This is a genomic window from Sinorhizobium fredii USDA 257 (genome assembly GCF_000265205.3).
GTDB classification, from domain to species: domain Bacteria; phylum Pseudomonadota; class Alphaproteobacteria; order Rhizobiales; family Rhizobiaceae; genus Sinorhizobium; species Sinorhizobium fredii_B.
The window spans coordinates 2,760,873-2,785,124 of sequence record NC_018000.1 but is presented as its reverse complement, the minus strand read 5'-3'; the positions used below and the strand labels follow the sequence as shown (position 1 = coordinate 2,785,124).

23 protein-coding genes and 1 pseudogene are annotated in these 24,252 nt (G+C 62.8%); 12 read left to right on the top strand and 12 right to left on the bottom strand.

From position 1 onward, the window contains the following. Positions 1 to 45 precede the first annotated feature (45 nt). From acnA to USDA257_RS12840, 5 genes are all read right to left on the bottom strand, one after another. Positions 46 to 2,682, bottom strand: coding sequence for an aconitate hydratase AcnA (acnA, locus tag USDA257_RS12860; RefSeq protein WP_014763397.1), 2,637 nt, complete (start codon positions 2,680 to 2,682; stop codon positions 46 to 48). Positions 2,683 to 3,103: 421 nt separating this feature from the next. After that, positions 3,104 to 3,988: a GntR family transcriptional regulator gene (locus USDA257_RS12855; protein ID WP_041414164.1), complete on the bottom strand. Its 885-nt coding sequence runs from the start codon at positions 3,986 to 3,988 to the stop codon at positions 3,104 to 3,106. A gap of 89 nt (positions 3,989 to 4,077) precedes the next feature. Continuing rightward, positions 4,078 to 5,568, bottom strand: a complete 1,491-nt coding sequence (locus tag USDA257_RS12850; protein ID WP_014763395.1) for a tripartite tricarboxylate transporter permease — start codon at positions 5,566 to 5,568, stop codon at positions 4,078 to 4,080. A gap of 10 nt (positions 5,569 to 5,578) precedes the next feature. Further along, positions 5,579 to 6,052, bottom strand: a complete 474-nt coding sequence (locus USDA257_RS12845; RefSeq protein ID WP_014763394.1) for a tripartite tricarboxylate transporter TctB family protein — start codon at positions 6,050 to 6,052, stop codon at positions 5,579 to 5,581. A 49-nt stretch (positions 6,053 to 6,101) separates the two neighbouring features. Next, positions 6,102 to 7,070 carry a Bug family tripartite tricarboxylate transporter substrate binding protein gene (locus USDA257_RS12840; protein WP_014763393.1) on the bottom strand — a complete coding sequence of 323 codons (969 nt, stop codon included), beginning with the start codon at positions 7,068 to 7,070 and terminating at the stop codon, positions 6,102 to 6,104. A 376-nt stretch (positions 7,071 to 7,446) separates the two neighbouring features. Here USDA257_RS12840 and USDA257_RS12835 point away from each other — a divergent pair, with 376 nt between their 5' ends. Next, positions 7,447 to 8,169 carry a GntR family transcriptional regulator gene (locus tag USDA257_RS12835; RefSeq protein WP_014763392.1) on the top strand — a complete coding sequence of 241 codons (723 nt, stop codon included), beginning with the start codon at positions 7,447 to 7,449 and terminating at the stop codon, positions 8,167 to 8,169. A gap of 25 nt (positions 8,170 to 8,194) precedes the next feature. Here the strand turns inward: USDA257_RS12835 and USDA257_RS12830 are convergent, their stop codons facing one another. Next, complete coding sequence (locus tag USDA257_RS12830) at positions 8,195 to 9,118, bottom strand: LysR family transcriptional regulator (protein WP_014763391.1); 924 nt, start codon at positions 9,116 to 9,118, stop codon at positions 8,195 to 8,197. A gap of 155 nt (positions 9,119 to 9,273) precedes the next feature. Between USDA257_RS12830 and USDA257_RS12825 the strand changes: the two genes are divergently transcribed. From USDA257_RS12825 to USDA257_RS12815, 3 genes are read left to right on the top strand one after another with little or no spacing between them, the layout of a single operon-like run. Next, positions 9,274 to 10,455 (top strand): cytochrome P450, encoded by a 1,182-nt coding sequence (locus tag USDA257_RS12825; RefSeq protein WP_014763390.1) that lies wholly within the window; start codon positions 9,274 to 9,276, stop codon positions 10,453 to 10,455. A gap of 43 nt (positions 10,456 to 10,498) precedes the next feature. Further along, a complete protein-coding gene (locus USDA257_RS12820) occupies positions 10,499 to 10,819 on the top strand; it encodes a 2Fe-2S iron-sulfur cluster-binding protein (RefSeq protein ID WP_014763389.1) in 321 nt (106 codons plus the stop codon). 26 nt (positions 10,820 to 10,845) lie between these two features. Beyond that, the gene (locus tag USDA257_RS12815; protein ID WP_014763388.1) at positions 10,846 to 12,036 is read left to right on the top strand and encodes an NAD(P)/FAD-dependent oxidoreductase; all 1,191 of its coding nucleotides are present in this window, start codon (positions 10,846 to 10,848) and stop codon (positions 12,034 to 12,036) included. Between the two features lie 42 nt (positions 12,037 to 12,078). Here the strand turns inward: USDA257_RS12815 and USDA257_RS12810 are convergent, their stop codons facing one another. The 3 genes from USDA257_RS12810 to USDA257_RS12800 all read right to left on the bottom strand — a co-directional run bounded on the left by USDA257_RS12810 (position 12,079) and on the right by USDA257_RS12800 (position 13,764). Next, positions 12,079 to 12,660: an alpha-ketoglutarate-dependent dioxygenase AlkB gene (locus USDA257_RS12810; RefSeq protein ID WP_014763387.1), complete on the bottom strand. Its 582-nt coding sequence runs from the start codon at positions 12,658 to 12,660 to the stop codon at positions 12,079 to 12,081. An 83-nt stretch (positions 12,661 to 12,743) separates the two neighbouring features. Next, positions 12,744 to 13,235, bottom strand: a complete 492-nt coding sequence (locus USDA257_RS12805; RefSeq protein ID WP_014763386.1) for a metallophosphoesterase family protein — start codon at positions 13,233 to 13,235, stop codon at positions 12,744 to 12,746. A 55-nt stretch (positions 13,236 to 13,290) separates the two neighbouring features. After that, on the bottom strand, positions 13,291 to 13,764 hold the full coding sequence (locus USDA257_RS12800) for an Lrp/AsnC family transcriptional regulator (protein ID WP_014763385.1): 474 nt from the start codon (positions 13,762 to 13,764) through the stop codon (positions 13,291 to 13,293). A gap of 314 nt (positions 13,765 to 14,078) precedes the next feature. On the opposite strand from USDA257_RS12800, the gene USDA257_RS12795 reads away from it, so the two are divergent. The 7 genes and pseudogenes from USDA257_RS12795 to USDA257_RS33945 all read left to right on the top strand — a co-directional run. Beyond that, entirely contained in the window at positions 14,079 to 14,855 is a 777-nt protein-coding gene (locus USDA257_RS12795; protein ID WP_014763383.1) for an ABC transporter ATP-binding protein, read from the top strand. 43 nt (positions 14,856 to 14,898) lie between these two features. Further along, positions 14,899 to 15,666 (top strand): transporter substrate-binding domain-containing protein, encoded by a 768-nt coding sequence (locus USDA257_RS12790; RefSeq protein ID WP_014763382.1) that lies wholly within the window; start codon positions 14,899 to 14,901, stop codon positions 15,664 to 15,666. Positions 15,667 to 15,741: 75 nt separating this feature from the next. After that, positions 15,742 to 16,464, top strand: a complete 723-nt coding sequence (locus USDA257_RS12785; RefSeq protein ID WP_014763381.1) for an ABC transporter permease — start codon at positions 15,742 to 15,744, stop codon at positions 16,462 to 16,464. A 9-nt stretch (positions 16,465 to 16,473) separates the two neighbouring features. Next, entirely contained in the window at positions 16,474 to 17,163 is a 690-nt protein-coding gene (locus tag USDA257_RS12780) for an ABC transporter permease (RefSeq protein ID WP_014763380.1), read from the top strand. Between the two features lie 194 nt (positions 17,164 to 17,357). Next, the gene (locus tag USDA257_RS12775; protein WP_370057272.1) at positions 17,358 to 18,581 is read left to right on the top strand and encodes a trans-sulfuration enzyme family protein; all 1,224 of its coding nucleotides are present in this window, start codon (positions 17,358 to 17,360) and stop codon (positions 18,579 to 18,581) included. A 101-nt stretch (positions 18,582 to 18,682) separates the two neighbouring features. Next, complete coding sequence (locus USDA257_RS12770; protein WP_014763378.1) at positions 18,683 to 19,618, top strand: homocysteine S-methyltransferase family protein; 936 nt, start codon at positions 18,683 to 18,685, stop codon at positions 19,616 to 19,618. Continuing rightward, a pseudogene (locus USDA257_RS33945) lies at positions 19,585 to 19,926 on the top strand (transposase); the annotation flags it as partial. The gene USDA257_RS12770 and the pseudogene USDA257_RS33945, both read left to right, overlap by 34 nt. Positions 19,927 to 20,262: 336 nt before the next feature. Here USDA257_RS33945 and USDA257_RS33005 read toward each other — a convergent pair. Together USDA257_RS33005 and USDA257_RS12755 are read right to left on the bottom strand one after the other, a co-directional pair. Further along, complete coding sequence (locus tag USDA257_RS33005; RefSeq protein WP_014763376.1) at positions 20,263 to 20,745, bottom strand: GNAT family N-acetyltransferase; 483 nt, start codon at positions 20,743 to 20,745, stop codon at positions 20,263 to 20,265. 110 nt (positions 20,746 to 20,855) lie between these two features. Continuing rightward, entirely contained in the window at positions 20,856 to 22,316 is a 1,461-nt protein-coding gene (locus USDA257_RS12755; protein ID WP_014763375.1) for an MFS transporter, read from the bottom strand. Between the two features lie 127 nt (positions 22,317 to 22,443). On the opposite strand from USDA257_RS12755, the gene USDA257_RS12750 reads away from it, so the two are divergent. After that, positions 22,444 to 23,358: a LysR family transcriptional regulator gene (locus tag USDA257_RS12750; RefSeq protein ID WP_014763374.1), complete on the top strand. Its 915-nt coding sequence runs from the start codon at positions 22,444 to 22,446 to the stop codon at positions 23,356 to 23,358. 24 nt (positions 23,359 to 23,382) lie between these two features. On the opposite strand, the gene USDA257_RS12745 is transcribed toward USDA257_RS12750, so the two are convergent. Beyond that, on the bottom strand, positions 23,383 to 24,189 hold the full coding sequence (locus tag USDA257_RS12745) for an EAL domain-containing protein (RefSeq protein ID WP_014763373.1): 807 nt from the start codon (positions 24,187 to 24,189) through the stop codon (positions 23,383 to 23,385). Between the last annotated feature and the right edge of the window lie 63 nt (positions 24,190 to 24,252).

Here is a 24,252-nt window from a genome sequence, read left to right as displayed (position 1 = left end):
GGCCGCGAGAGCGCCCGTATCCCCGGTGTTCCCAATCCCCTCTTTTTACGCGCAACCGGCGCCCCCCGGTTCTGCCTTGCGGGATGAATTCAGCACCTTATCGAGGATGAAGGGCAGAATGCCGCCGGCCTTCAGGGTGCGGATTTCGACATTGGTTTCCATGGCCGCGCTTGCCTCGAAGGAAACGCTGCTGCCGTCCTTCCTGCGGATCGTCACCGGAATTGCGCATCGAGGGGCAATCGTTTTCGGATCGGCCGAGATAACGACGACATCTCCCGGTTCCAGGTTCAACCGGTCGGGACCGAACTCGGCCGGCAGCCGCAACGGCAAGATCCCCATGCCGATCAGGTTGGAGCGGTGAATGCGCTCGAAGCTCAAGGCCAGCACGGCGCGGGCGCCAAGCAGCGACACCCCTTTCGCCGCCCAGTCGCGCGACGAGCCCATGCCGTAGCGCTCACCGGCGAATACGACGACGGACTGGCCGTTTGCGCGATAACGACGAGCTGCGTCCCAGAGCGGCAGGACCTCGCCGGAGGGCGCGTGAATGGTGGAGCCCGCCGGAACGTCGCCGAGCTTGTTGCGCACCGTCTTGTTGGTGAACAGCCCGCGCACCATCACTTCCCAATTGCCGCGCCGGGACGCGAAGACGTTGAGGTCCACCGGGCTGTCGCCGCGTTCTATAAGGTATCTGCCGGCCGTGCCGCTCGCCGGAATGGCGCCGGCCGGAGAGATGTGGTCGGTGGTGATGTCGTCCCCAACAACAAGAAGCGGATGCGCCTCGTAGCTGCCGAGCAGGGTACCGTTGCCAAAGGCGGCAAAGGGGGCCCTACGGATATAGGTGGAACGCTCGTCCCATGGAAAGAGCGTCGTGGTCGGCGCGTCGAGTTCGCCCCAGACGCGACTGGCTTCCGCCGCATCATAGGCCGGCTTGAAATCGCGCGCGCTCAATGCCAGCGCGAGCGCCTCGTCGATCTCGGCGCTCGTCGGCCACAGCATCGAAAGGGTGATGTTGCTGCCGTCGGCGGCTGTTCCGATCGGATCGGTCAGAATATCGAGCTTGACGGTCCCGGCCAGCGCAAAGGCGACGACCAGCGGCGGCGAGGCGAGAAAGCCGGCTTCGAGCTGCGGGTGGACACGGCCCGGAAAATTCCGGTTACCAGATAGCACCGCAACCGGTACGATGCCGCGCTCTTCCATGGCGGCGGCAATCGGCGCCGTCAGCGGCCCGGAATTTCGGATGCAGGTGGTGCAGCCATAGCCGACGATGCCGAAGCCGACCGCTTCGAGGTCTTCGAGGAGCCCGGCGCGCCTGAGGTATCGCTCCGCCGTGGGCGAGCCGGGTGCGAGCGACGTCTTCACCCAATCGGGTGGCTTCAGTCCGAGGGCCCGTGCCTTGCGCGCCAGGAGCCCCGCCGCGACCACGAGCCGCGGATCGGACGTGTTGGTACAGCTGGTGATCGCGGCAATCGCGACCGCGCCGTCCTCCGGGCGGCCCGGCTGCTCGTCTTCGCCGCGCTCCGGGAGCATGGGTCGGATCGATTGGAGGGTAGCCCCGGCCGAGATCCGGTCCTGCGGGCGCGTCGGTCCGGCAAGACTGACTTCCACGGTCGAAAGATCGACCTCTACGACGGCTGTGTAGCGCGGCTCCTTGTGCGGATCGAACCATAGGCCGGCGCGCCTGGCATAGGCCTTGACGAACGTGACCTGATCGCGCGAGCGCCCCGTCATCTCGAGATATTTGATTGTCTGCTCGTCGATCGGAAAAAAGCCGCTGTTTCCGCCGAACTCCGGCGTCATGTTGGCGACCACTGCGCGGTCGCCGGCGGTCAGCGTCGAAACGCCGGGGCCGAAGAATTCGACATAGCGGTCCTGCAGATCGATCCTGCGAAGCTGTTCGGTGACGGTGAGCGCCAGATCGGTTGCGAGCACGCCGCTTTTCAGGGCTCCGGTGAACTTCACTCCGACGACGTCGGGAACCCGGAGCGTCACCGGCATCCCGAAGAAGACGCTCTCCGCCTCGAGCCCGCCGACGCCCCAGGCAAGCACGCCGATGCCGTTGATCATCGGCGTGTGGCTGTCGGTGCCGATCAGCGTGTCCGGCATCGCCCAGAGCACGCCATCGACGAGCTTGCTTGTCGCGACGGTGGCAAGCCTTTCGAGATTATGCATGATCCCGGTACCGGGCGGATGCACCGTGAAACCACTCAGCGTATTGGTGGCCCATTTCATGAAGCGATAGCGCTCTGCATTGCGCTCGAACTCGCGCGCCATGTTCTTTTGGAGCGAGCCCGCCTGTCCGAAGAAATCGACGCCCACCGAATGATCCGTCGAGACGTCTACCGGCACGACCGGATTGAGCAAGGCGGGATCGCCGCCGGCCTCCGCGAGCGCCGAGCGCATGCCGGCGATATCGACGAGCGCCGGACCGCAGGTGGTATCGTGCATGAGGACGCGGTTGGGCAGAAACGGGATCTCATGCTCGCTCGTTCCGGTCCCAAGCCACGCCAGGATTGCGTCCTTCGACCTCGCCGCATCGTTCCCGGCGGTGCGCAGCACGTTCTCCAGCAGGATGCGATGGATATAGGGAAGACGCGTCAACGCCTCGCCTGCCTCAGCGGGAAGATCCACAATCGTATAATCCACGCCGTTGACGCCGAGATGTGCCAGCTTAGTCTCGGGCATTGATTCCTCCGTCTCGAGAATGAGCGGCTTCCTGAGCCTTCGGGAGGCAAATTACATATTATAATCATAAAATGCAATCTAGATCGTGCGGCGAAAGCTGCGCAACACCCTCCTCTCACGGCACACCGACATGTTGGTTTGGAACATACCCGCGAAGAACTCCGTTCATTGCCCATGAAAGGAGTGAACAATGAATCAGATAATTTACCTGGTTGGACTCGTTGTGGTCGTGCTCGCTGTCTTGGCGTTCTTTGGGTTGGGGTAGTCAGCAAGGCGACATGCTATGAATTGGCCGACGCCGGGCGCCGAGCGCCAACGGGCGTCACTAAATATCGGCAAGTAGAGGCAGATCAGGGTCTCCGGACAGAGAAGCCTTCGAGGAAAAACAAAGCCCCTAGGACAGCGCCGTATCCTCGCGCTCTCAGACCTGCGGCGTCTTGATCCGGCTTGCCCCCATGATGTGCGTGTAGAGAAATGCCGCCGCTTCGGTTCTGCGTCCCGCCTCGACGAGGTCGAGGATGTGCAGGTGCTCGCTCGTCTGCCGAGGCAGGCAGCTGCGGTCGATCGTGATCTGATACTCGATCAGCCGGCGCAGCCGATTGATGCGCTTGATCGCATCGAGGAAGAAGTCGTTCTGCGAACAGGCCACGAGCATTTCGTGAAAGTCGTTGTTCGCCTTGAATATCTCGGCGCGCGACCAGGTCTCGTAACCGCCCTGCCCCAAAGCCGTCTGCACGGCGCGGGCCTTCCTGAACTCCTCCGGGTTCGGTTCGAACGTCGGCAACAGCATCGCCTGCTGCTCGATGACCGCGCGGAAGACGTAGCCCTCCTCATAGCTCTGGCGCGAGGTCAGCGTTTCGCGAAAGGCCCATCCGTTGCCCGGCAGGCGCTCCATCCAGCCCTCTTCGGCAATCCGATGCAGGGTTTTCAAGAGCCGGCTGCGGGCGACGTCATAAAGCCGCATCAGCTCGTTTTCGCTGACGCGCTCCTCGAGCTTGCCGGCGAGACGGTCCTCGGCGATGCGGAAGTAGAGCGGGTCCTCCTCCTCGCGCCGAGGCTGACCGTCGGGTTTCGCCGTCTCGACCTTTGCCGCGTCCATCGTCAGAAAGTAGCCGCGATTGGGCTCGGCGCGCACGATTCCCATCGTCTCGAGCTTCTTCAATGCGGCATTGACCGGGGCGCGGGAAACGCGAAACGCATCGGCGAGCATTTGACATGGCAGATGCTCGCCGGCGCGCATCTGGTTCGTTTTCACGAATTCGAGGATGTTCGCGGTGATCTGCGGGGACACACTTTGTCTTGCCATGGTTCGCCGTTTGGTTTCGGCTCGGTAACGAACGAGCTCAACGTCGATTTATGCATTCAGCAGCGCGATTGCAAAGCCCGCTAACGACGTCAATCCTCGTCATGCTTGAAGCGCGACAATCCGCTGAACACGAAAGGTGCGATAAGGGCGATGGTGGCGATCCCGATCATGATGGCCGAGCTCGGATGCTGCAGGAAGATCATCGGATCGCCGAGGCTCATCTGCAGCGAGCGCCTGAGGGCGTTGTCGGCCAAAGGACCGAGGATCAGTCCGACCACCGCCGGAGCGACGGGATAATCGTACCGCCGCATCAGGAAGCCGAATGCGCTGAGCAACAGCAGTTCGACGACCGAAGGATTGGCGGCGATCGTGCCCATGGAGGCGAAGATCAGGATGCCGCCATAGAGCCAGGGCAGCGGAATGCGCAGCAGCTTCACCCACAGACTGACAAGCGGCAGGTTGAGGATCAGCAGCATCACATTGGCGATGAAGAGGCTGGCGACAAGCCCCCAGACGAGATCGGCGTGCTGGGTGAAGAGGAGCGGACCCGGCTGGATATTGTACTGCTGAAAGCCGGCCAGCATGACGGCGGCCGTTGCCGAGGTCGGCAGGCCGAGGGTCAGAAGCGGAACCAGCGTTCCGGCGGCCGAGGCGTTGTTTGCCGCCTCCGGGCCGGCGACGCCCTCGATCGCGCCCGAGCCGAATTCCTGAGGCTTGCGGCTCAGCCTTTTCTCCATCGTATAGCTCAGGAAGGTGGGGATTTCCGCGCCGCCGGCCGGCAGTGCGCCGATTGGAAAGCCGACCACCGTCCCGCGCAGCCAGGCTTTCCAGGAACGCGACCAGTCTTCCTTGGTCATCCAGATCGAGCCTTTGACGGGAATAGGCTTTTCCGGCTTGTAGAGGTGGCGCGAAGCGACATGGAGCGCTTCGCCGATTGCGAACAGCCCGACCGCAAGCGTCGTCACCTCCACCCCGTCGAGCAATTGCGGCACGCCGAAGGTGAGGCGCGCCTGCCCGGTCAGCTGGTCGAGCCCCATGAGGCCGAGCCAGAGGCCGAAGGCGAGGCTCGTCAGGCCGCGCAGCGGCGAGGAGCCGAACGTCGCCGAGACGGTGACGAAGGCAATTAGCATCAGGCGGAAATAGTCCCAAGGAGCGAACTTGACCGCGACCTTCACGAGCGGCGGCGCCAGGAAAGCCAAAGCGACGGTGGCGACCAAAGCGGCCACGAAGGATCCGATCGCGGCGGTCGCCAACGCCGGGCCGCCACGCCCGGAGCGAGCCATCTTGTTGCCTTCGAGCGCGGTGACGACGGCGGCGCTTTCGCCTGGCGTGTTCAACAGGATGGCGGTGGTGGAGCCGCCATACATGCCGCCGTAATAGATGCCGGCGAACATGATGATCGAGCCGCCCGGATCGAGCTTGAACGTCACCGGCAGCAGAAGTGCGACGGTGAGCGCCGGGCCGATGCCCGGCAGCACGCCGACGGCCGTGCCTATGAACACGCCGATGGCCGCGAAAATGAGGTTGGCCGGCTGGATCGCCAGCGAGAAACCATCGATGAGCAGGTTGATTGCGTCCATTGCCCCGATCCTAGAACAGCCGCTCGAACGGACCTTTCGGCAAGGCGAGGCTCAGAAGCTTGTTGAACAGAAGAAATATGATGAGGCCCATGACCGCCCCGATTGCGAGATCGACGAGCAGCGCCTTGCGGCCAAATGCCCGTGCAGTGAAGGCGAACAGCAGGGTCGATCCGAGGACGAAACCGGCGCCCAGAAAGATCGAGCCGATCAGTCCCGACAAGGCGACCGCGATCCAGCCGATGGCTTTCCAGTCGGCGTCGTCAGCTTCAACGGCCGACGTCTGGAAAGCGGTGAGCAAATGCCCGACACCCAGCACAGCCAGGAAGAGACAGATGAAATAGGAGGCGGCATTGGCGCCCATGCCATAGGTGGCGCGGGCGGTCATCTGGCTCGCATCCCAGTAGGTCACCGCCGCCACGGCGAACAGCACGATGGCAACGACCACGGCCGGGCGGTTTGCCTGCTTCAAGCTACTCTCGGTCATGAAATCCTCATCGGTAGTCGGGGAGGCTAACGCCTCCCCTCTGCAGTCATCACTGTGCAAGGCCGATCGACGTCAGGATCGTGCGGACCCGTTCGGTTTCGGAGGCGATGAACCCAGTGAACTCGTTGGAGGGGGCATAGTAGTCCGTCCAGCCGCGCGCCTTGACGATGTCCTTCCATTGCTGCGACTTGACGGTGTTGTCGATGGCGGCTTTGAGCGCCTCGAGGTCCTCGCCTTCGACGCCCGGAGGAGCGAAGATCCCGCGCCAGTTGACGAGCTCGATATCGAGCCCCTGCGCCTTCAGCGGCTTGGCTTCGATGCCTTCGATCGGCTCCGGATAGGAGATGGCAAGCGCCCGGAGATCGCCCGACTTGATCTGCCCTTCCCATTCGCCATAGCCGGAGACGCCGGCGGTCGCCTGACCGCCGAGCATGGCGGCCAGTGCCTCGCCGCCGCCGGAATAGGCGGCATAGTTGATCTTGCTCGGGTCGGCGCCCGCCGACTTGGTGATCAGCGCCGCCAGGATATGGTCGGCCCCACCGGCCGATCCACCCACCCAGATGGTGGTCGCCACGTCCTTCTTGATGGTGGCGAGCAGGTCGTCGATCGTCCGGATCGGCGAATCCTTCGGAACCACGACGACAAGCGGGTCGCCCGTCAGGCGCGCAAGCGGCGTGACCTGGGTGAGATCGACCGGCGAATTGTTCGAGATGCTGGCGCCGACCAGCGTGATTCCGGCGACAAGCAGCTGATCGGCCACGCCCTTGGCGCTGCCGACGAACTGAGCGAGGCCGACGGTGCCGCCGGCGCCCGGCACGTTGACGACCTGGACGCTCTTGGCCTGGCCGGACGCCATCATCGCTTCCTGCAGCGAGCGCGCCGCCGAATCCCAGCCACCGCCAGCCCCGGCCGGCGCCGTGATGGTCAATTCGAGGTCGCTGGCGGCCGAGACGCCGGGATAAACGGCAGTGCCCGCCAATGCTGCCAGGCAGAGGGCGGTTTTCAGAAATTGTCGCATGCGATTGCTGCTCCCAAAACGGAAAACGAACGGCGAGCCTCCTTGCCGTTGTGGGCAATCTGCATTAAATAATTATAAAATGCAATAATGAAATGAAACGTCCAGTCTGATGAGCGATCCGGTTCGCAGCCCAGAAACCTGTCTTTGGACAAGCGCATCGCGCAACCGGGAATATTTCGAAATTTCTTTGGGTTTTGCCGCACAGACCTGGCAAATACGCAATTTCTTTTGCCAGAAATACTCCTAATACAAACGAGCGGCGCAAGCCCCCAGCGATCGGCCGTGGCTGGTTTGCTCTTTTCGAAATTATCGCTATTTTATGCCTGTAGACCCGAGTCTGACGCCCGTATCGCCTTCGAAGAGGATTCCGAGAGATATGACCGACGGCCGTAAACCATCGGGAGAAACCCGCGCCGGCGACGTGCTGCAACGCATGCGCCTCGACATCATCTCCTGCGTCCTGAAACCCGGATCGAAGCTGCGTTTCGAGCCGTTGAAGGACATGTATGCAGTCAGTTTCTCGACCTTGCGGGAAGCGCTGTCGCGCCTGGTCGCGGAAGGTCTGGTCATCGCGGAAGGCCAGCGCGGGTTCATCGTCGCCCCCCTCTCGCTTGCCGATCTCATCGATCTGACCGATGTGCGCGTGCTGGTCGAGCGTGAAGCTCTTCGCCGCGCCATCGAAAAGGGCGACGACCGCTGGGAGGCCGAGATCATCGGCACCTATCACCGCATGGACAGGTTGCAGAGCCGCCTCGGTCACGAATATTACCTGTCGGAGGACTGGTCCAAGGTTCACGGCGAATTCCACTATGCGCTCGTTTCCGCTTGCGGATCGCCCAACCTCTTGGAGATCCGCCAGAAGCTCTTCGAGCGTGCGCACCGCTACCGGCGCATGTCCTCGCATTTTCGGCCAAAATGGCGTGAAAAGGATGTCGAGCATCGCACGATCATGGAAGCTGTTCTGGCCCGCGATCCGAAACGGGCGAGCGATCTCATCGAGCGCCATATCCGCGAGACCACCGAAAACGTGGTGGAACATGCCGGCCACCTGTTCAGCGGCGGCCTTCCGAGAAGCGGCGCGAACGTCGCCGCCGAGTAGCCTCGCCGAGTCGCGCAGTGACGCTCTAAGACGCCCCATCTCCTTCCGGCCGCGACCGGGCGACCTCGGCAAGCAACTGCCGCACCCAGCGGTGCAGCCCCGACTGTGCGGTGCGCGCGGTCCAGTACATGTCGATATGGATTGGCACGTCGAGCGGAAAGTCCACCACGCTCAGCCTGTCGCTCAACCCATGCGCAAGCCGGCCGGGAATGGTCGCGATCAGGTCGCTTCCGGCAATGATACGTTCGAGATTGTCATGGCTCGGAAGAACGACGGCCGGTTCGAAGGGGATGCCCTTGGCACCCAGCGCCGCGATATAGAGTCCCCGCCATTCGCCGTTGTGGTTCACCTGGATGTGCCGCGCGGAGCGATAGTCCGAGAGGCTGAGCGGCGCCTGCGCCAAAGGGTTGCCCGGATCCATCACGCAAACATAGCGGTCGGTGAAGAGATGGGTGCGGAAATAGGCCTCCCCGAATATCTCGATCGGGCCGAGCACGACGTCGCACTCATTCTGCTTCAACTGTCGCTTGCCGTGCACGGCAGACTCGAGCACCACGAGACGGACGTTCGGCGCCGCCCGCCTGAGGCGCGCGCAGAATTCCGGCATGACGATCTGCCGTTCGTGGAAATTGCAGGACACGGTGACCGCTCCCGTGGCCGAGGTAGGATCAAAAGTCTGCTCGGCCGTGAATGCGAGGAGCTGGTCGAGCATGCGGCGGGCGGTTTCGGTCAGTTCCGAGCATTTCTCCGTCGGCAACATCCGGTTGCCCTGCCTGAGGAACAAGGGATCGCGGAACACCGTCCTCAGCCGCTCCACCGTATAGCTCACCGTCGACTGATTGACCTGCAGGCGGTTCGCAGCCGCCGAGAAAGAGCCGAGATCGCAAACCAGCACCAAAACCTTGAGGCTGCCGAGATCGATCCCGTCCAGATGCTGCTTCTGCCCCATTCGATCCCCGCGACATCGTCTGCCGCAGGATACGTTCCGACGAAAGCTTATGCAATTACTGCATATCCTCAATCCAAGTCATCGAATTGAAGGATGGTCTCCGTGCGAGGTAACGTCCCCCCATCAAGTGCAACGGATTGTCAGGGAGGGACAAGATGGCGCTCGCCGTTCCCGTCGTATCGGACATTGCTTTTTCGGATCTGCTGGCCGACCCCTATCCCATCTACAAGCGCCTGCGCGACATGGCCTCGGCCGTCTATGTGGATACCGCCCGGCTCGCGCTCGTGACGCGCTTCGATGACATCATGACGATCGAGCGCGATTCCGAGACCTTTGCCTCGAGCAATCCGGGCTCGCTCGTCAACAAGGTCATGGGCCACACCATGATGCGCAAGGACGGCGAAGCGCACGCCATCGAACGTCGGGCGATCGAGGTCAGCTTCCGGCCGGGCACGATCAAGAACCACTGGGCGGCGCAATTCGAGGCGATCAGCGACCGGCTCGTCTCGGAGATTGAAAGCCGGGGCGAGGCGGATCTGTTCGATGCGCTGGCGGCGCCGATGGCGTCGCTCGCCCTCATCGAACTTCTCGGCCTCAAGGATTTATCCTGGCAGACGCTGGCGCATTGGTCGCAGGCGCTGATGGATGGCGCCGGCAACTATTCCGGCGATCCTGCAATTTCCGCCCGGGCGACGGGAGCTGCCGCGGGCGTCGATGCGGCAATCGACGCGGTCCTCCCCTGGCATCGCCAGAACCCCAATCCGGCGGTGCTGTCCTCGATGGTCAATGCTGATCACCCGATGAACCTTGAGCAGATCCGGGCGAATATCAAGGTGATCATCGGTGGCGGCCTCAACGAACCGCGCGATTCCATTCTTTCGCTGACGCTGGGGCTCCTTTCCAATCCGGTTCAATTGGCCACCGTCATGGCCAACCCGGATCTCTGGCCGTTGGCTCTCGATGAGGCGGTGCGCTGGATCTCGCCGATCGGCATGTATCCGCGACGCGTGACCCGCGATGTCGAACTCTCCGGCGTAGAGTTGCGGGCGGGCGACCAGCTCGGCCTTTGCGTCGGCGCGGCCAATCGCGACGACCGCCGTTTCGAGAACCCGGATAACTTCGACCTCTTCCGCCCCAAGCAGCCGCATCTCGCCTTCGGCGCCGGCCCCCATTTTTGCGCCGGCGCCTGGGTTGCCCGCCAGATGGTCGGCCGGATCGTCGTGCCGATGCTTTTCTCGCGCCTGAAGAACCTGCGCCTCCAACCGGATGCGCCGGCGCGGATCCACGGATGGGTGTTCCGCGGTCCCGTTTTTCTGCCGGTCGCCTGGGACGTGTAAGCCGGCCCCGTCCAACCTACCCGCCAGTCCAGGAGGAATGTCGATGCCGACCATCACTTTCATTACCGCCGAGGGCAAGGAACATGCCGTCACCGCGGAAATCGGCAGGTCGGTCATGGAGATTGCGCTGGAGAAGAGCATTCCGGGCGTCGTCGCCGAGTGCAACGGATCGGCCGCCTGCGCCACCTGTCATTGCTATTTCGACCCGGCCTTTGTCGAAGCGATCGGGCCGATCGGCGAGCACGAGAGCGACATGCTCGACTTCACCGCCTCGCCGCGCCGGCCGGAAAGCCGGCTCAGCTGTCAGATCCGCGTCGCCGATGCGCTCCACGGGATGACGGTGCGCATACCGGCCGTGCAGTAGGTCTACGAGGCAGCAGGGAGGGCGACATGCGTCACGTAGCGATCATCGGGGTGGGCCAGGCCGGCAGTGCCCTGGCAGCAAAGCTCAGGGAGCTCGGCTTTGACGGCCGCATCACGCTGATCGGCGACGAACTGCACCCGCCCTATCAGCGGCCACCCCTTTCCAAGGCCTATCTGCTTGGCAAGCTCGCTGCCGACAGGCTCGCGCTGCGTGGACCCACGTTCTACGCCGAACGCGGCATCGATCTGCGGCTCGCAACGAAGGTCACGCGGATCGTACCGGCCGAGAAGCGCATCGAACTAGGTCCGGAGAGCCTCGCCTATGACGACCTCGTGCTTGCGACGGGCGCAGCACCCATCCGTCTGCCGGCCGATATCGGCGGAGCGCGCGCCAATATCTTCACGCTGAGAACGATCGGCGACGTCGAAGAGATCACGCCGCATGTCGCCTCCGGAAAGCGCGCCTTGATCATCGGCGGCGGCTATATCGGGCTGGAGGTCGCCGCCGCACTCAAACAGGCGGGCGTCGATGTGACGCTCGTCGAACTCCAGGACCGCATCCTCGGCCGCGTCGCCGCTCCCGAGACCTCCGCCTATTTCCGCTCGCTTCATGCCGATCGCGGTGTCAGGCTCCTCGAAGGCATCGGGCTCGTCAGCCTGGAGGGGGAGAACCGCGTCCGCAAGGCACGGCTTTCGGATGGTTCGTGCATCAACATCGATTTCGTCATCGTCGGCATCGGAATCCGCCCGAGCGTGGCGCTCGCCGACGCGGCTGGACTGGCGTTGGAAAACGGCGTCTGCGTCGACCCTCAGGGAAGGACTTCCGCAGACGGGATCTGGGCGGCCGGCGATTGCGCCTCCTTCCTGATGGATGGCCGCCGCCTGCGCATCGAGAGCGTGCCGCACGCGATCGACCAGGCGGAGGCCGTTGCGGCCAACATCCTCGGCGCGAACCGCGACTATCGCCCGAGGCTATGGTTCTGGTCGGATCAGTTCGACGTCAAGCTGCAGATCGCCGGGCTCAACAGCGGCTACGACCGGATCGTCGAGAGAAAAGGCGCCAGGCCGGGCTCGTGCTCCTATTGGTATTTCGCCGGCGAGAAACTGCTCGCCGTCGACGCGATCAATGATGCGCGCGCCTACATGATGGCCAAGAAACTGATCGACGCGGGACAGTCCCCGTCGCCGTTCGATGTCGCCGACGGCGCGCTTGCATGAACGAATGCCCAGCCGCTATGGTCCGGCCCGGGAACGACGTGCTCAGCGCCCGCCTTCTTTCGTACGCAGCTGCCGGAAGGTAATCGAGTATCGCAGTTGGTTCACCGGCGGAATGGAATGTTCCCATTCGCTGCGAGATGGACCGGCAAGGAGATAGGCCGAACCGGGCTGGAGAACGATCGAAGCGCGCTCCCACTTTCCACCGGATCGACGGCGCAGTCTGAACGTGCAAGCGGACCGGAGCGACACCCCGACGACGTTGCCGAAGACTCCCTTGTCCTTGTGCCATCCGATCGGCGCCCCGATGTCGTATTCCGTGACCAGCGCCTGTTCCAACCCCTCTGCCGGCAATCCGGCGAAATCCGCGGCCAACTGGCGCACCGGCAGGAGCATCGGCGGGATAGGGTCGATTTCCCGAAGCGATTCCGTGCTGAAATCGTATTTCCAGCCGAAGGAGATCACCCGTCTCCTGCCTTCGAAACCATGGAAATCGAAAGGCTTGAACGGAAGCTGCGGTATTGCCCCGAGGAGATCCTCTTGAATCTTCTGAGGGACGATGTCCGGCTCGTAGCGAAAGCCCTCCGGCAGATTGCCGACCGGATTTCCGAACAGGTCTCCTTGCATAAGCACCTCGCCACGGCCGCCGATCTCGTGCGAAAACAATTCAGAAGACGAGTCGTTCCCGTCGAGGCACGTGGGCTATGGCTTCAGGCGCGGCTCCGGAGAATGTCTGCGAGACTGACCGGCCGCAGATCTCTGGCATCGACGCCCACGTCGAACTGCCGAGGCATCGGCTTCAATTTGCCGTGGGAGTGGCCGTGCAGATCGATCGACCGCTTTCCCATCTGGTTCCAGGTTCGGAACGGATAGTGGCAGAGAATGAGCAGACGCCCGTCGACCAAGAGTTCCGCGTAGTGCTGTATGCTCTGCCAGCCGCTCGCTTTGACCGTGGCGAGCGGATCGTTGTTGCCGACGATCAGATGCTTCCTGCCGTTTAGTTTGGAGAGCAAACCTTCCGCAAAGCCCGATTTCCTCGAGGCAAAGTCGCCTAGATGCCAGATCTCATCCTCCGGCGAGACCGTTTCGTTCCAGTTGGCGACGAGCGCAGCATCATGATCGGCCAGGTTGGAGAACGGCCGACGATCGATGCTGAGCACCCGCGCCTCGCCAAAATGCGTGTCACTCGTAAAATAGATCATCCTGATAACCGCTGCCTGCTCAGTTCCACCGGCACCGCCTCACCGGAATGTGGCACTAGTCGGAAGCCACGGGAACGAACATTCCGAGCTTCACATCTTTCAGTACGACATTCGTGTGGATTCGCTTGATCTGAGGATTTTGTGACATGATCTGCGCGGTGATCTCGTCGTATTGAGTGACGTCCTCGGCGGTGATGATTGCCACGAGATCCACCGATCCGGTCACGTAATAGACCTGCTGGATGTGATCCTGCTTATCGACCCAGCTGCGGAATTTCGCCAGAGCATCGTAATTTTCACGCTCGATCTCCATGCCGGCGATGAACGTCATCGGATTTCCGGCGATCTTGCGGTCGACCAGGGCAATCTCGGCGGAAATGATCCCGTCCTCGCGCATCCGCTTGAGGCGGCGTTGAACGGCGGACGCCGAAAGGCCGATGATGTCGCCGATCGCCTCCGCTTTGAGTTGACAGTCGCGCTGCACGATCTCGAGAATCTTCCGATCGAATTGGTCCAGTGGCTCCGTCATTGTCTCCTCGCCTCGGTGATTTGCCGCAGCCTATACCCCATTGGCGCGGCACGTCGCCCCAAATTCGGGCCATGTACGCCTTTTTCCGGCGCGCGAGGACGAAACTTCCGCGTCATTGAGCGCGTCGTTGTCCTATTGTAATGGGAGTGCCGCCGAACATCATGGGCCCCCGGTGTGGTTGGGAGCTTGGCCGCACGTTCGCCGAACTTCTGCACAAATTCCGCATATTGAACGCCAAATGCGCGGCAAAGCCGCCCGGCAAGGCAATATTATTGCCGACCAAATAACTAAAAAACGCAAGGGGACCGACAGGAATGAAGCAAACGGCCGCCGCCTTGCTGGTCGAAGACGTCCACAAGAGCTTTGGACATCACCGGGTCCTGAAGGGCGTGTCGCTGTCGGCACACAAGGGCGACGTCATTTCCCTCATCGGCTCTTCGGGCTCCGGGAAGAGCACCTTCCTCCGTTGCATCAACTTTCTGGAGATTCCCGACCGCGGCCGCTTCGTTATCAGCGGCGAAGAGGTCCTGATGAAGCCGAGCCGGGAGGGGCGCTCCCATCCGGCCAATTGGCGGCAGATCGAACGGATCCGGACCGGCCTCGGCATGGTGTTCCAGAGTTTCAACCTATGGGCTCATATGACTGTGCTTGAAAATGTCATCGAGGCGCCCATTCATGTTCTGCGAATGAACCGCAAGGAAGCGATCGAGCGGGCCGAGGCCTTGCTTTCCAAGGTCGGTCTTTACGACAAGCGGCACGCCTATCCGGCGTTCCTTTCGGGTGGACAGCAGCAGCGTGCCTCGATCGCCCGCGCGCTCTGCGTCGATCCGGCGCTGATGCTTTTCGACGAGCCCACTTCGGCACTCGATCCCGAGCTTGTCGGCGAGGTGCTGAAGGTCATCCGCGAGCTCGCCGAAGAGGGCCGCACGATGCTGCTCGTTACGCACGAGATGAAATTCGCCCGGGACGTCTCCAGTCACGTGATGTTCCTTGATCAGGGCTGCGTCGAGGAAGAAGGGCCTCCCGCCCAGGTCTTCGGCGCGCCGCTCAGCGCCCGCTGCCGCGCGTTCACCGGTGCTCTCAGCCATTGATCCGTCCGTTTCCATTCCGACGAAAACTAGAAGGGGTAGTCGAATGAAGTTGTTTTCCATCCTGATGGCCGGCGTGGCCTTCTCTCTTGCAGGTGCGGCCAATGCGGAAGTGCGCTTCGGCATCATGAACGAAGCCTACCCGCCCTTCTTCACGAAGGATCCGTCCGGCAAATGGGTCGGTTGGGAAATCGAGCTGATGGACGCGGTCTGCGCGGAGATGAAGGAGACCTGCTCCATCGTCGACATGTCCTGGGACGGCCTGATCCCCGGCCTCGATGCGAAGAAATTCGATGTCATCTGGTCGTCGATGTCGATCACCGACGAACGCAAGAAGACGATCGACTTCACCGACAAATACTACAACACGCCGAGCAAGCTGATCGGCGCCAAGGACGGCAAGATCGGAGCTGCCCCCGAGGATGTTGCCGACAAGACCATCGGCATACAGGTCTCGACGATCCAGTCCGAATATTACAAGAAGTATTTTGCCGACAAGGCATCGGAACAGACCTATGCGACGCTCGACGAAGCCTTCCAGGACCTGGCCGCCGGCCGGATCGACTATGTCTTCGGCGATGCCATTCCGCTGGCGGAATTACTGAAATCGGATTTCGGCAAGAATTGCTGCGAAGACAAGGGCAACGTCAAGGACGACGCGGCGATCCTTGGAACCGGCATCGGCGGCGGGCTGCGCAAGGACGATACAGCACTGCGCGACAAGCTCAATGCGGCGATCGCCGCCGTCAGGGCCAGCGGCAAATATACCGAGATCTCCAAGAAGTATTTCGACTTCGATCCCTATGGCGAATGACTGGAGGGGCAATCGGCGCATGACGGGTCATGCGCCGATTGCCCACTGCCTTTGATTGCAATCAGGTAGATCCGAATGTCATCCAGCCAATCGCTCCTGGAACTGCTCTCCCCCTACCCGCCCGGGTGGGGAGGCGTGCTGCTTGCCGGAGCGCTCTCGACCGTGTTGATTTCGCTCGGCGCTTATCTCGTCGGCATCGTCATCGGCTTGATCGGCGCGATCGGCAAGCTGAAGGGTAACCGTCCGGTTCTGCTCGTCCTCGATCTCTATACGACGGCGGTTCGCGCCATCCCGGAGCTGATCCTGATCATCGGCCTCTATTATGCGGGGACCGATGGGCTGAACCGCCTCCTGGCGGCACTCGGCCTTCCGCCGATCGAGATCAACGGTTTCGTCGCCGCCGTCGCGGTGCTCGGCATTGTCCAGGGCGCCTACATGACCGAAGTGTTTCGCGGGGCGATCCTCGCCGTTCCGATCGGACAGGTCGAAGCGGCTGCCGCCTTCGGCATGAGACCGCGGCTCCGCTTCCGCCGCATCGTGCTGCCGGCCTTGATGCCGAATGCGCTGCCGGGCCTTGCCAATCTCTGGATGTGCGTCACCAAGGATAGCGCGCTGATCGCCGTCGTCGGCTATCAGGAGCTGGCGCTGGCGACCCGGATCGCCGCAGGCAACACCAAGCACTACTTTCTGTTTTTCCTCGCCTCCGCCGCGCTGTATCTCGCCATAACGCTGCTCTCCAACGTCGTCTTCTCGGCGCTCGAGACCCGCTTCCGGCGCGGCCAGCCGAAGACCGCATAGGAGGGCCTCGTGAGTTTCTCGTGGATTTTCTCCTATTGGCCGCTGCTTGCCGCAGGCGCAGTCCAGACCGTGCTGCTGCTGGTCATTTCGGTCGGCTTCGGCTTCGTTCTGGCGATCGGCCTTGCCCTGGCGCAGGTGATTGGCCCGCGCTGGCTCAAATTGCTGGCACGCGGCTACTGCACCTGCCTGCGCGGAACGCCGCTCTTGATCCAGCTGTGGCTGCTCTACTACGGCGTCGGCTCGCTCCTGCCGATGATCCCGGGCCTGCGCGCAAGCTTCCTCTGGCCGGTCCTGCGCGAAGGGTTCTTCTTTGCAGCCGTGAGCTTCACTCTCAACTATGCGGCCTACGAGGCCGAGGTGCTGCGCGGCGCGCTTCTCGCCGTTCCCAAGGGCGAGCTCGAGGCCGGCCGGTCCTTCGGCATGTCTTCACGGACGCTGCTCAGGCGTATCTGGCTGCCGCGCGCCATCCGCATCGCATTGCCGACGATCGCCGGCGAGGTCGTGCTGCAATTGAAGGCAACACCTCTCGCCTTCACGGTGACGGTGATGGACCTCTATGCCGTGGCCTACAAGGTGAGACAGGACACACTGCTGGTCTACGAACCGCTGATGGTGGTGACGGTCTTCTATGTCTGCCTGACGCTTATCATCACCCGCGCCTTCAAGATCGTCGAAGCCCAGGTTCCCGTGCGGCGCTAGCGCCGCGAGGGGCTTATCGATTTGGCCGCGCACGAGGCCCTTATGGCGCCTTTTCTCGGCAGTTCGGCAGCTCCTGAGCGGCCAAAAACATTGAGCGAGCACTAGAGTCCGTGTCGAAACGCATCTGGGAAAGGTTTTTCATGTCCTCGGATCAGGCGACCCCCATAGTCATGGCGGAGGACCGCAGCCAGACGATGATCCGGCCACCTGCGGTCGGCCGCCCGTCTCTGCACTGGGAAACCCTCGCGCTCGACGGTGGGCTGGAGATCGATCCGACGACGAGGGCGATCGCCCCCAATATCTCGATGTCGGTCAACAATATGCTCACCCCCGGTGACGGTGCCTTTTCGGCCGACGGCGTCGAGGATCTGACGGCGCTGCCATTCCTCTACGCGCGTTGGACCAATCCGACGGTGCGGCAGCTCGAACAGCGGATGGCCGCCCTCGAGGGCACCGAGGATGCGCTAGCGACCGCGACTGGCGTCGCGGCGATCGCCGCCACCTTCCTGACCTGCCTCAAGAAGGGCGATCACCTGATCATCAGCGATGTCTGCTACGCGGGCGCCAACGAGCTGGCCCGGCGGATCTTGCCCGACTACGGGATCGAGGTGACCGCCGTGAACATGGCGCGCCTCGACGAGGTCGCTGCTGCCTTCCGTCCCAGCACGCGGCTCGTCCATTGCGAAAGCCCCTGCAACCCGATCCTGCGATTGACCGATCTTTGCGCTGTGGCGGCGCTCGCCCATCGGCACGGGGCAATCGTTTCGGTCGATTCCACGCTTGCCACGCCTGTTGCCACCCGGCCGCTCGCTCTTGGCGTCGATCTCGTCATTCACTCGCTGACGAAGTTCATCAACGGCCACGGCGACGCCCTCGGGGGCGTGGTTTGCGGCCGCAAGGAGCTGGTCGAGAAAATCCGCTCGCGCGCCGGCGTCTATCTCGGTGCGTCGCTGTCGGCTCACAACGCCTGGCTCATCATGCGCGGCATCGACACGCTCTTCCCGAGGCTCAGGGCAGTGTCCGATTCGGCGATGCGTATTGCCCGTTTCCTTTGCGATCATCCGGGCGTCAAATCGGTCATCTATCCCGGCTTGGAGACGCACCCCCAGTACGCGCTGGCAAACCGCCAGATGAATGCCTTCGGCGGCATCCTGACATTCCAGACGGACGACCAGCAAAAAATGGCGGTCCGGCTCGCCGATCGGCTGCGAGTGGTGCATTACGCCTTTTCGCTCGGCCACCAGCGCAGCATCGTCGTCCTTCTCGACACCAACGAGATGATGAAGTCCACCTATCGGCTGCAAGGGGCGCAACTCGACGACTACCGCGCCTTCGCCGGCGACGGCGTCTTCCGGCTTTCCGTCGGTCTGGAGGCCGTCGAGGACATCATCGCAGACCTGGATCAGGCGCTCCGATGAAGACCGCAGCGACATCCCATTCCATATTCCCGGGCGACCCGGACCGCTTACGACGTCTTCGGTCATCCGGCGCTGAAGCGAGCAACTGGAGCCCATCATCAATGAGCCAACTACGCATTCTCGACGGCGGCATGAGCCGGGAGCTGATCCGCCTCGGCGCCGAACTCAGGCAACCGGAATGGTCCGCGCTGGCGCTGATGGAGAGCTCTGAGATCGTCGGAAGAGTTCATAGGGAATTCATCGACGCCGGGGCGGACGTGATCACGACGAACAGTTATGCGCTCGTGCCGTTTCACATCGGCGAAGAGCGTTTCCGCTCCGAGGGACGCTCGCTGATCGAACTGGCCGGAAAACTCGCGCGAGAGGCCGCCGATGAGAGGGCCGACCGGAAGGTCCTGGTCGCGGGTTCATTGCCGCCGATCTTCGGCTCCTATGAGCCGGAACGCTTCGACCCCGAGCGCGTGCAGGACTATCTGAAGGTCCTCGTCGAAGGATTGGCGCCCTATGTCGATGTCTGGCTCGGCGAGACCCTGAGCCTGATCGCGGAAGGGGATGCTGTCCGCGCCGCCGTTGCCGCGACCGGCAAGCCGTTTTGGGTTTCCTTCACCCTAACTGATGAGCCCGGGGCCCTCGAAGGCGACGAGCCGAAGCTCCGATCCGGGGAAACCGTGGCCGCGGCTGCCGCCTGGGCGGCCGGCTCCGGTGCCGAAGCGCTTCTGTTCAACTGCAGCCGTCCGGAAGTCATGGCCCGCGCCGTGGCTGTTGCGGCTGCGACGTTCCGGGACAGACGAGCGAATATCGGCATCGGCGTCTACGCCAACGCCTTCGAGGCGGAAGAAGCCGAAGGCGCAGCCAATGAAACGCTCCATCACACCCGCGTCGACCTGACCGCCGACCGCTATTCGCGCTTTGCCTGCGATTGGGTCGAAGCCGGTGCATCGATCGTCGGCGGGTGTTGCGGCATTGGCGCGCGTCACATTCACAATCTGGCACGCTCCTTGCGGTTCCCGCCCGGTTCCGTCATTCGCGATCGGTAGGAGCCGTTCTTGGACTTACACCCGTTCTCCATCAATCCGGCGAAGTGAGCCGGGTCGGTCATGTCTCTCTCCGAGGGGATGCCATGATGCGAAAGCTGCTCTACTAGGCTGCCCAGTCGATGATGACGCGCGTGGTGAAATGGTGCTGGTTGAAGGCGTGGGCAATGAACATTGCGAAGCGGCGTGGTAGGAAGAAAGCCAAGGTGGCATTGGCGCGCAGGCTCGCGGTCGTCATGCATCGCATGTGGCTGGATGGCTCGGAATTCCGCTGGACGAAGGAGGAGAATAACTCAACCGCAGCGGCATAGTCGCCAGCCATAAAGGGCGACCGCGGCAGGAATTAAAAGTTCCGCGTAGCGGCGGAAGACGTCCTTCGCGGACGATGGTGATGTAAGTTCGTGGCCGCGTTTATACCGATGATCCGTCATCAGGAAGCAGCATAGATTGGACCACATCATCTATTGGACCCCATCATGGGAGGGCCAAGTGCCGATCCCGGAGTAAAGCGCGGGCCGCGAACCGATGTCAAACGCTGCACAAGGTCAAACGCTGCACAAGCCGGACGCAGCCAATGATCGCCTACTTTCTGTAGAGCGGCGATTTCGGCTGGAAAGCGGACTTTGCTGCCGTTGCATCCCTTCTGCTTACCGCCTCGCCAGCATTGGCAAGATCAAGCCCCATCCGGTCTCTTGAGGTGGTCCAGACGGTTCGAACCCCAACTTCTTGTAGACGGCTATCGCCCGTTCATTGTCTGGATGCGGATCGGTCGCGATCACAGGTGCGCCCTCATCGACAAGAGCCTGCATCCTCATTCCGATAAACGCTGAACCATGTCCAACGCCGACCATTTCGGGGTCTCCGATATATTGATCAATTCCCCGCGACCCTTTGGGAAGACCGGCAAAATGGTGATCTTCCCATCCGTGCACCGTGTAGTCCTGCAAGAACGCAAAGGGCCTTCGCTGGATCATTTCAATTGACGAACGAGGATCAACCAGTTCTGCTTCACCATACGGCTCACCAGAACCCCACCATTCCAGGACATGCGGGTTCGACCGCCACGCCTTCAGTAAAGCGAGATCATCCAGGGTCGCTCTGCGAAACTCGTACGGATTGGTCGCGAACATTAGATCACTCTAGCAGATTGTGCGACGGTGAGTATGGGCCGAATCCAGACGTCCTCGACTCAGCTATAAAAAATCGCTTGACGCCGACACGCCGACTAGAGAAGGCGCCGCTACGAGCCGCCGACCCCCTCTGTCTCTTCGGGTGTGGGCTCGACCACGTGGACGCGGCTTGCCACGGCAATCGCGGCGGCAAAGACGACCAGCACCGTGGCGACGGCAAAAGTGGCCCTCATGCCGGCCGCGGCTGCGACGCTATCGGCTGTCGCAAAGGCGCTCGCCGTCGCGGCGAAGGAGAAGACCGCGCCCATGACCGACGCGCCGGTGACGAGCCCGAGATTGCGCGAGAGGTTCAGCAGGCCGGAGACGATACCACGTTGCTCGGGGCGCGCATCTTTCATCACGCCGGTAGTGTTGGCCGCCTGGAACAGGGCATAGCCGGCGGTGAGGGTGACGAGAGCCATGACATAGCCGGCGACGCCGAACGGCTGCGGAACAACGGAAAGTGCGAGGCAGCCGATCGCCATGATGCCAAGACCCGCCGCAGCCATGCGCCCCGCGCCGAAGCGATCCACGAGCCGCCCCGCCGGCACACCCGCCAGCGCCGAGACGACCGGTCCGGCCGACATCACCAGGCCGACGAGCGCCGCATCCAGTCCCAGGCCGCGCGACAGGTAGAAAGGCCCGACCACCAATGTCGTCATCATGACCGTCGCGACGAGCATGCTCGTCGCAAGGCCCGATCGCAGCCGCGGTTCGCGAAGCGTCGCAAGACGGACCAGGGGCGAGGCCGCGCGGGACTCCACGAACAGGAAAGCGCAAATGCCGAAGATCGCCGCCAGCAACAGAATCAGGTTGATCGTGCCGAACGTGCCGCCTCCAATGGTCATTGCGAGTGCATAGGCGCCAAGCGTCAGGGCCAGCACCAGCGTGCCGATGACGTCGAAGGCGGGTCTGGTGGACTTTGCTCTCGGTCGAGCTGCAGGCAGGGCATGGTGGCCGAGAAACAGAGCCAGGAGACCGCAGGGCACCGTCACCAGGAAGATCGCTCGCCAGCCGAAGCCGCCAATCAGCACGCCGCCCAGCGAAGGGCCGAGCGCCGTCCCGATCGCGGACATGGTGCCGAGCAGCCCCATGGCACTGCCGGTTCTTTCCTTTGGCACGGCCTCGCCGACCATGGCCATCGCCAGCGCCATCATGACCGCGGCGCCCAGACCCTGCACGGCTCGTGCCGCGACGAGCCAGGAGAGATGCGGAGCGGCCGCGCACGAGGCCGAGGCCATCGTGAACAGGGCGATGCCAGCCAGCAGCAGCTTGCGGCGGCCGACGATATCGCCAAGCCTGCCGACGCTGATGATCAACGTGGTGATGGCCAGGAGATAGGCGAGCACGACCCATTGCACCTCTTGAAACGAGGCGGAGAAGGCCCCGGCCAGGGTGGGCAAGCCGACATTGGCGATGCTGGTTCCCAAGGAGGCGAGCAGCATGGAAAGGGAAAGGCTGGCCAGCGTCCAGCGGACCGAGACCGCCTGCTCCGTGCCTGCAGCAAACGTCTCCTGTGGGTAGGATGTCATCGTCGTCGTCCCTCTCAAAAAGCGTCGGACGACAGGTAGACCGTCGCCGGACATGGCGGAAGGCGCACCGTTTGCACTTCATTCGTGCATCTGACGCGATGTCGATCTGTGTGCTATCGTCGCCCGCATGACGCACCCTGACCTCAATCTCCTCGTCACCCTCGATGTTCTGCTCTCCGAGGGCAGCGTCGCCCGCGCCGCGCGAAGGCTGCGGCTGAGCCCCTCCGCCATGAGCCGGCAACTGGCGCGGCTGCGCGAAACGATGGGCGACCCGCTGCTGGTGCGGGCCGGACGCGGTCTTGTCCTAACACCCCGTGCGCTCGAACTCAGCGAGCGGGTCGGCCGCCTGGTGGAGGAGGTGGAAGCGGTGCTCAGGCCTGCCGACCGGCTGGATCTCGGGCGGCTGGTCCGGACCTTCACGCTGCGCACCAGCGATGGCTTCGTCGAGAATTTCGGGCCGGCCCTGATTGCCACTGTCAATGCCGAGTCGCCGGGCGTGCGGCTGCGCTTCGTTCCGAAGCTGGACAAGGACAGCACGCCGCTACGAGACGGAAGCGTCGACCTGGAGACCGGCGTCCTGGGCAGGAGCCAGAGCCCGGAGGTCCGTACGCAGGCTTTGTTCAGGGACCGTTTCGTCGGCGTCGTGCGTGTCGGACACGAACTCTGCCGGGGCGAGATCACGCCTGCCCGCTACGCCGCCGGGCGGCATATCCTCGTCGCCCGCCATCGGCCCGAGAAGGGACCGATCGATGACGCTTTGGAGATGATCGGACTGGAACGGGAGATCGCCGCGACCGTCGGCGGTTTTTCACCCGCGCTGGCGCTGACGCGAAGCTCGGACATGGTCGCCACCGTTCCAGAGCGCCACACCGGCAATCTTCGTTTGGGCTTGTTCAGCTTTCCCCTGCCGGTCTCCATTCCCAAGGTCACCGTGTCGATGCTCTGGCACCCTCGCCTTGATGCCGATCCGGCCCATCGCTGGCTGAGGGAATGCATTCGGGCAACGTGCGCTAAGCCGAGCTCGGGCCCTCGAGCAGTATGAGCAGGTCGTTTGCGAGCCCGACCGCTACAGACGCCATGACCGCTGCACGAAGTGCGCGCCGTGCGACACCGGGCGATGCCTTCGCTTGAAGGCCTTTGCGCTGCGCGAATAGATGGGCGGCAGAGTTGGCTCCGAAAGGAGAAATCCCTGCACATGTGTCGCTCCGGCGCTCCTGGCAGCTTCAAGCTGATCATAGGTTTCGATGCCTTCGACAACCACGATTGATACCGCATAGGAGGCCAGAGCGACCATGTCGCGCAGGATCGGCGCTGCGTCACCCCGGCTGTGCTGGGCGAAGCATGCGTCGATTTTCACGAGGTCGGCCGGGATGGACAGCGCGTTGCCGGTCCCGAACTTGTCTATCGCAATTCTGTACCCGATCGAGCGAGCAGACTTGAGCAAGTCAGCAGCGACCGGGAGCGTTTTCAGGGACAGGTTTTCGGTGACCTCGAGCACCATGCGCGTCGCCAAAGCTCTGTGCCGGGAAAGGAGATCGTGCAGCACCATGCAGCTTCGCTCGTCGGTCATGTTCTCGGCCGAGATGTCGCAGCCGAGCACATCCAACGGATGACAAGCGAGCCATTCGAAAGCCAGGTCGAGGAGATCGAGGCCAAGGACACGATCAACCGCCGCGGCTTCGGGCAGTGCCAAGAATTCTCCGCGGGTTCTGACCGTGCCGTCAGGCTCCACGAACCTGCCCAGGCACTCGGAATAGAGGACCTCGCTTGAATCGTCGACCGCGTTGACCTGCTGCAGGGAAAAGCCGATCCGCCCGTGCCGCATCGCCCGCGCGGCACCGCCGATTGCGTCGTCACGTGTCTCCAACTTCATGGATCAAGCTGCCCCATCCGGTTGTCGGACCGATGTCAAATACTGTCGGCACAGTCCGCGCTT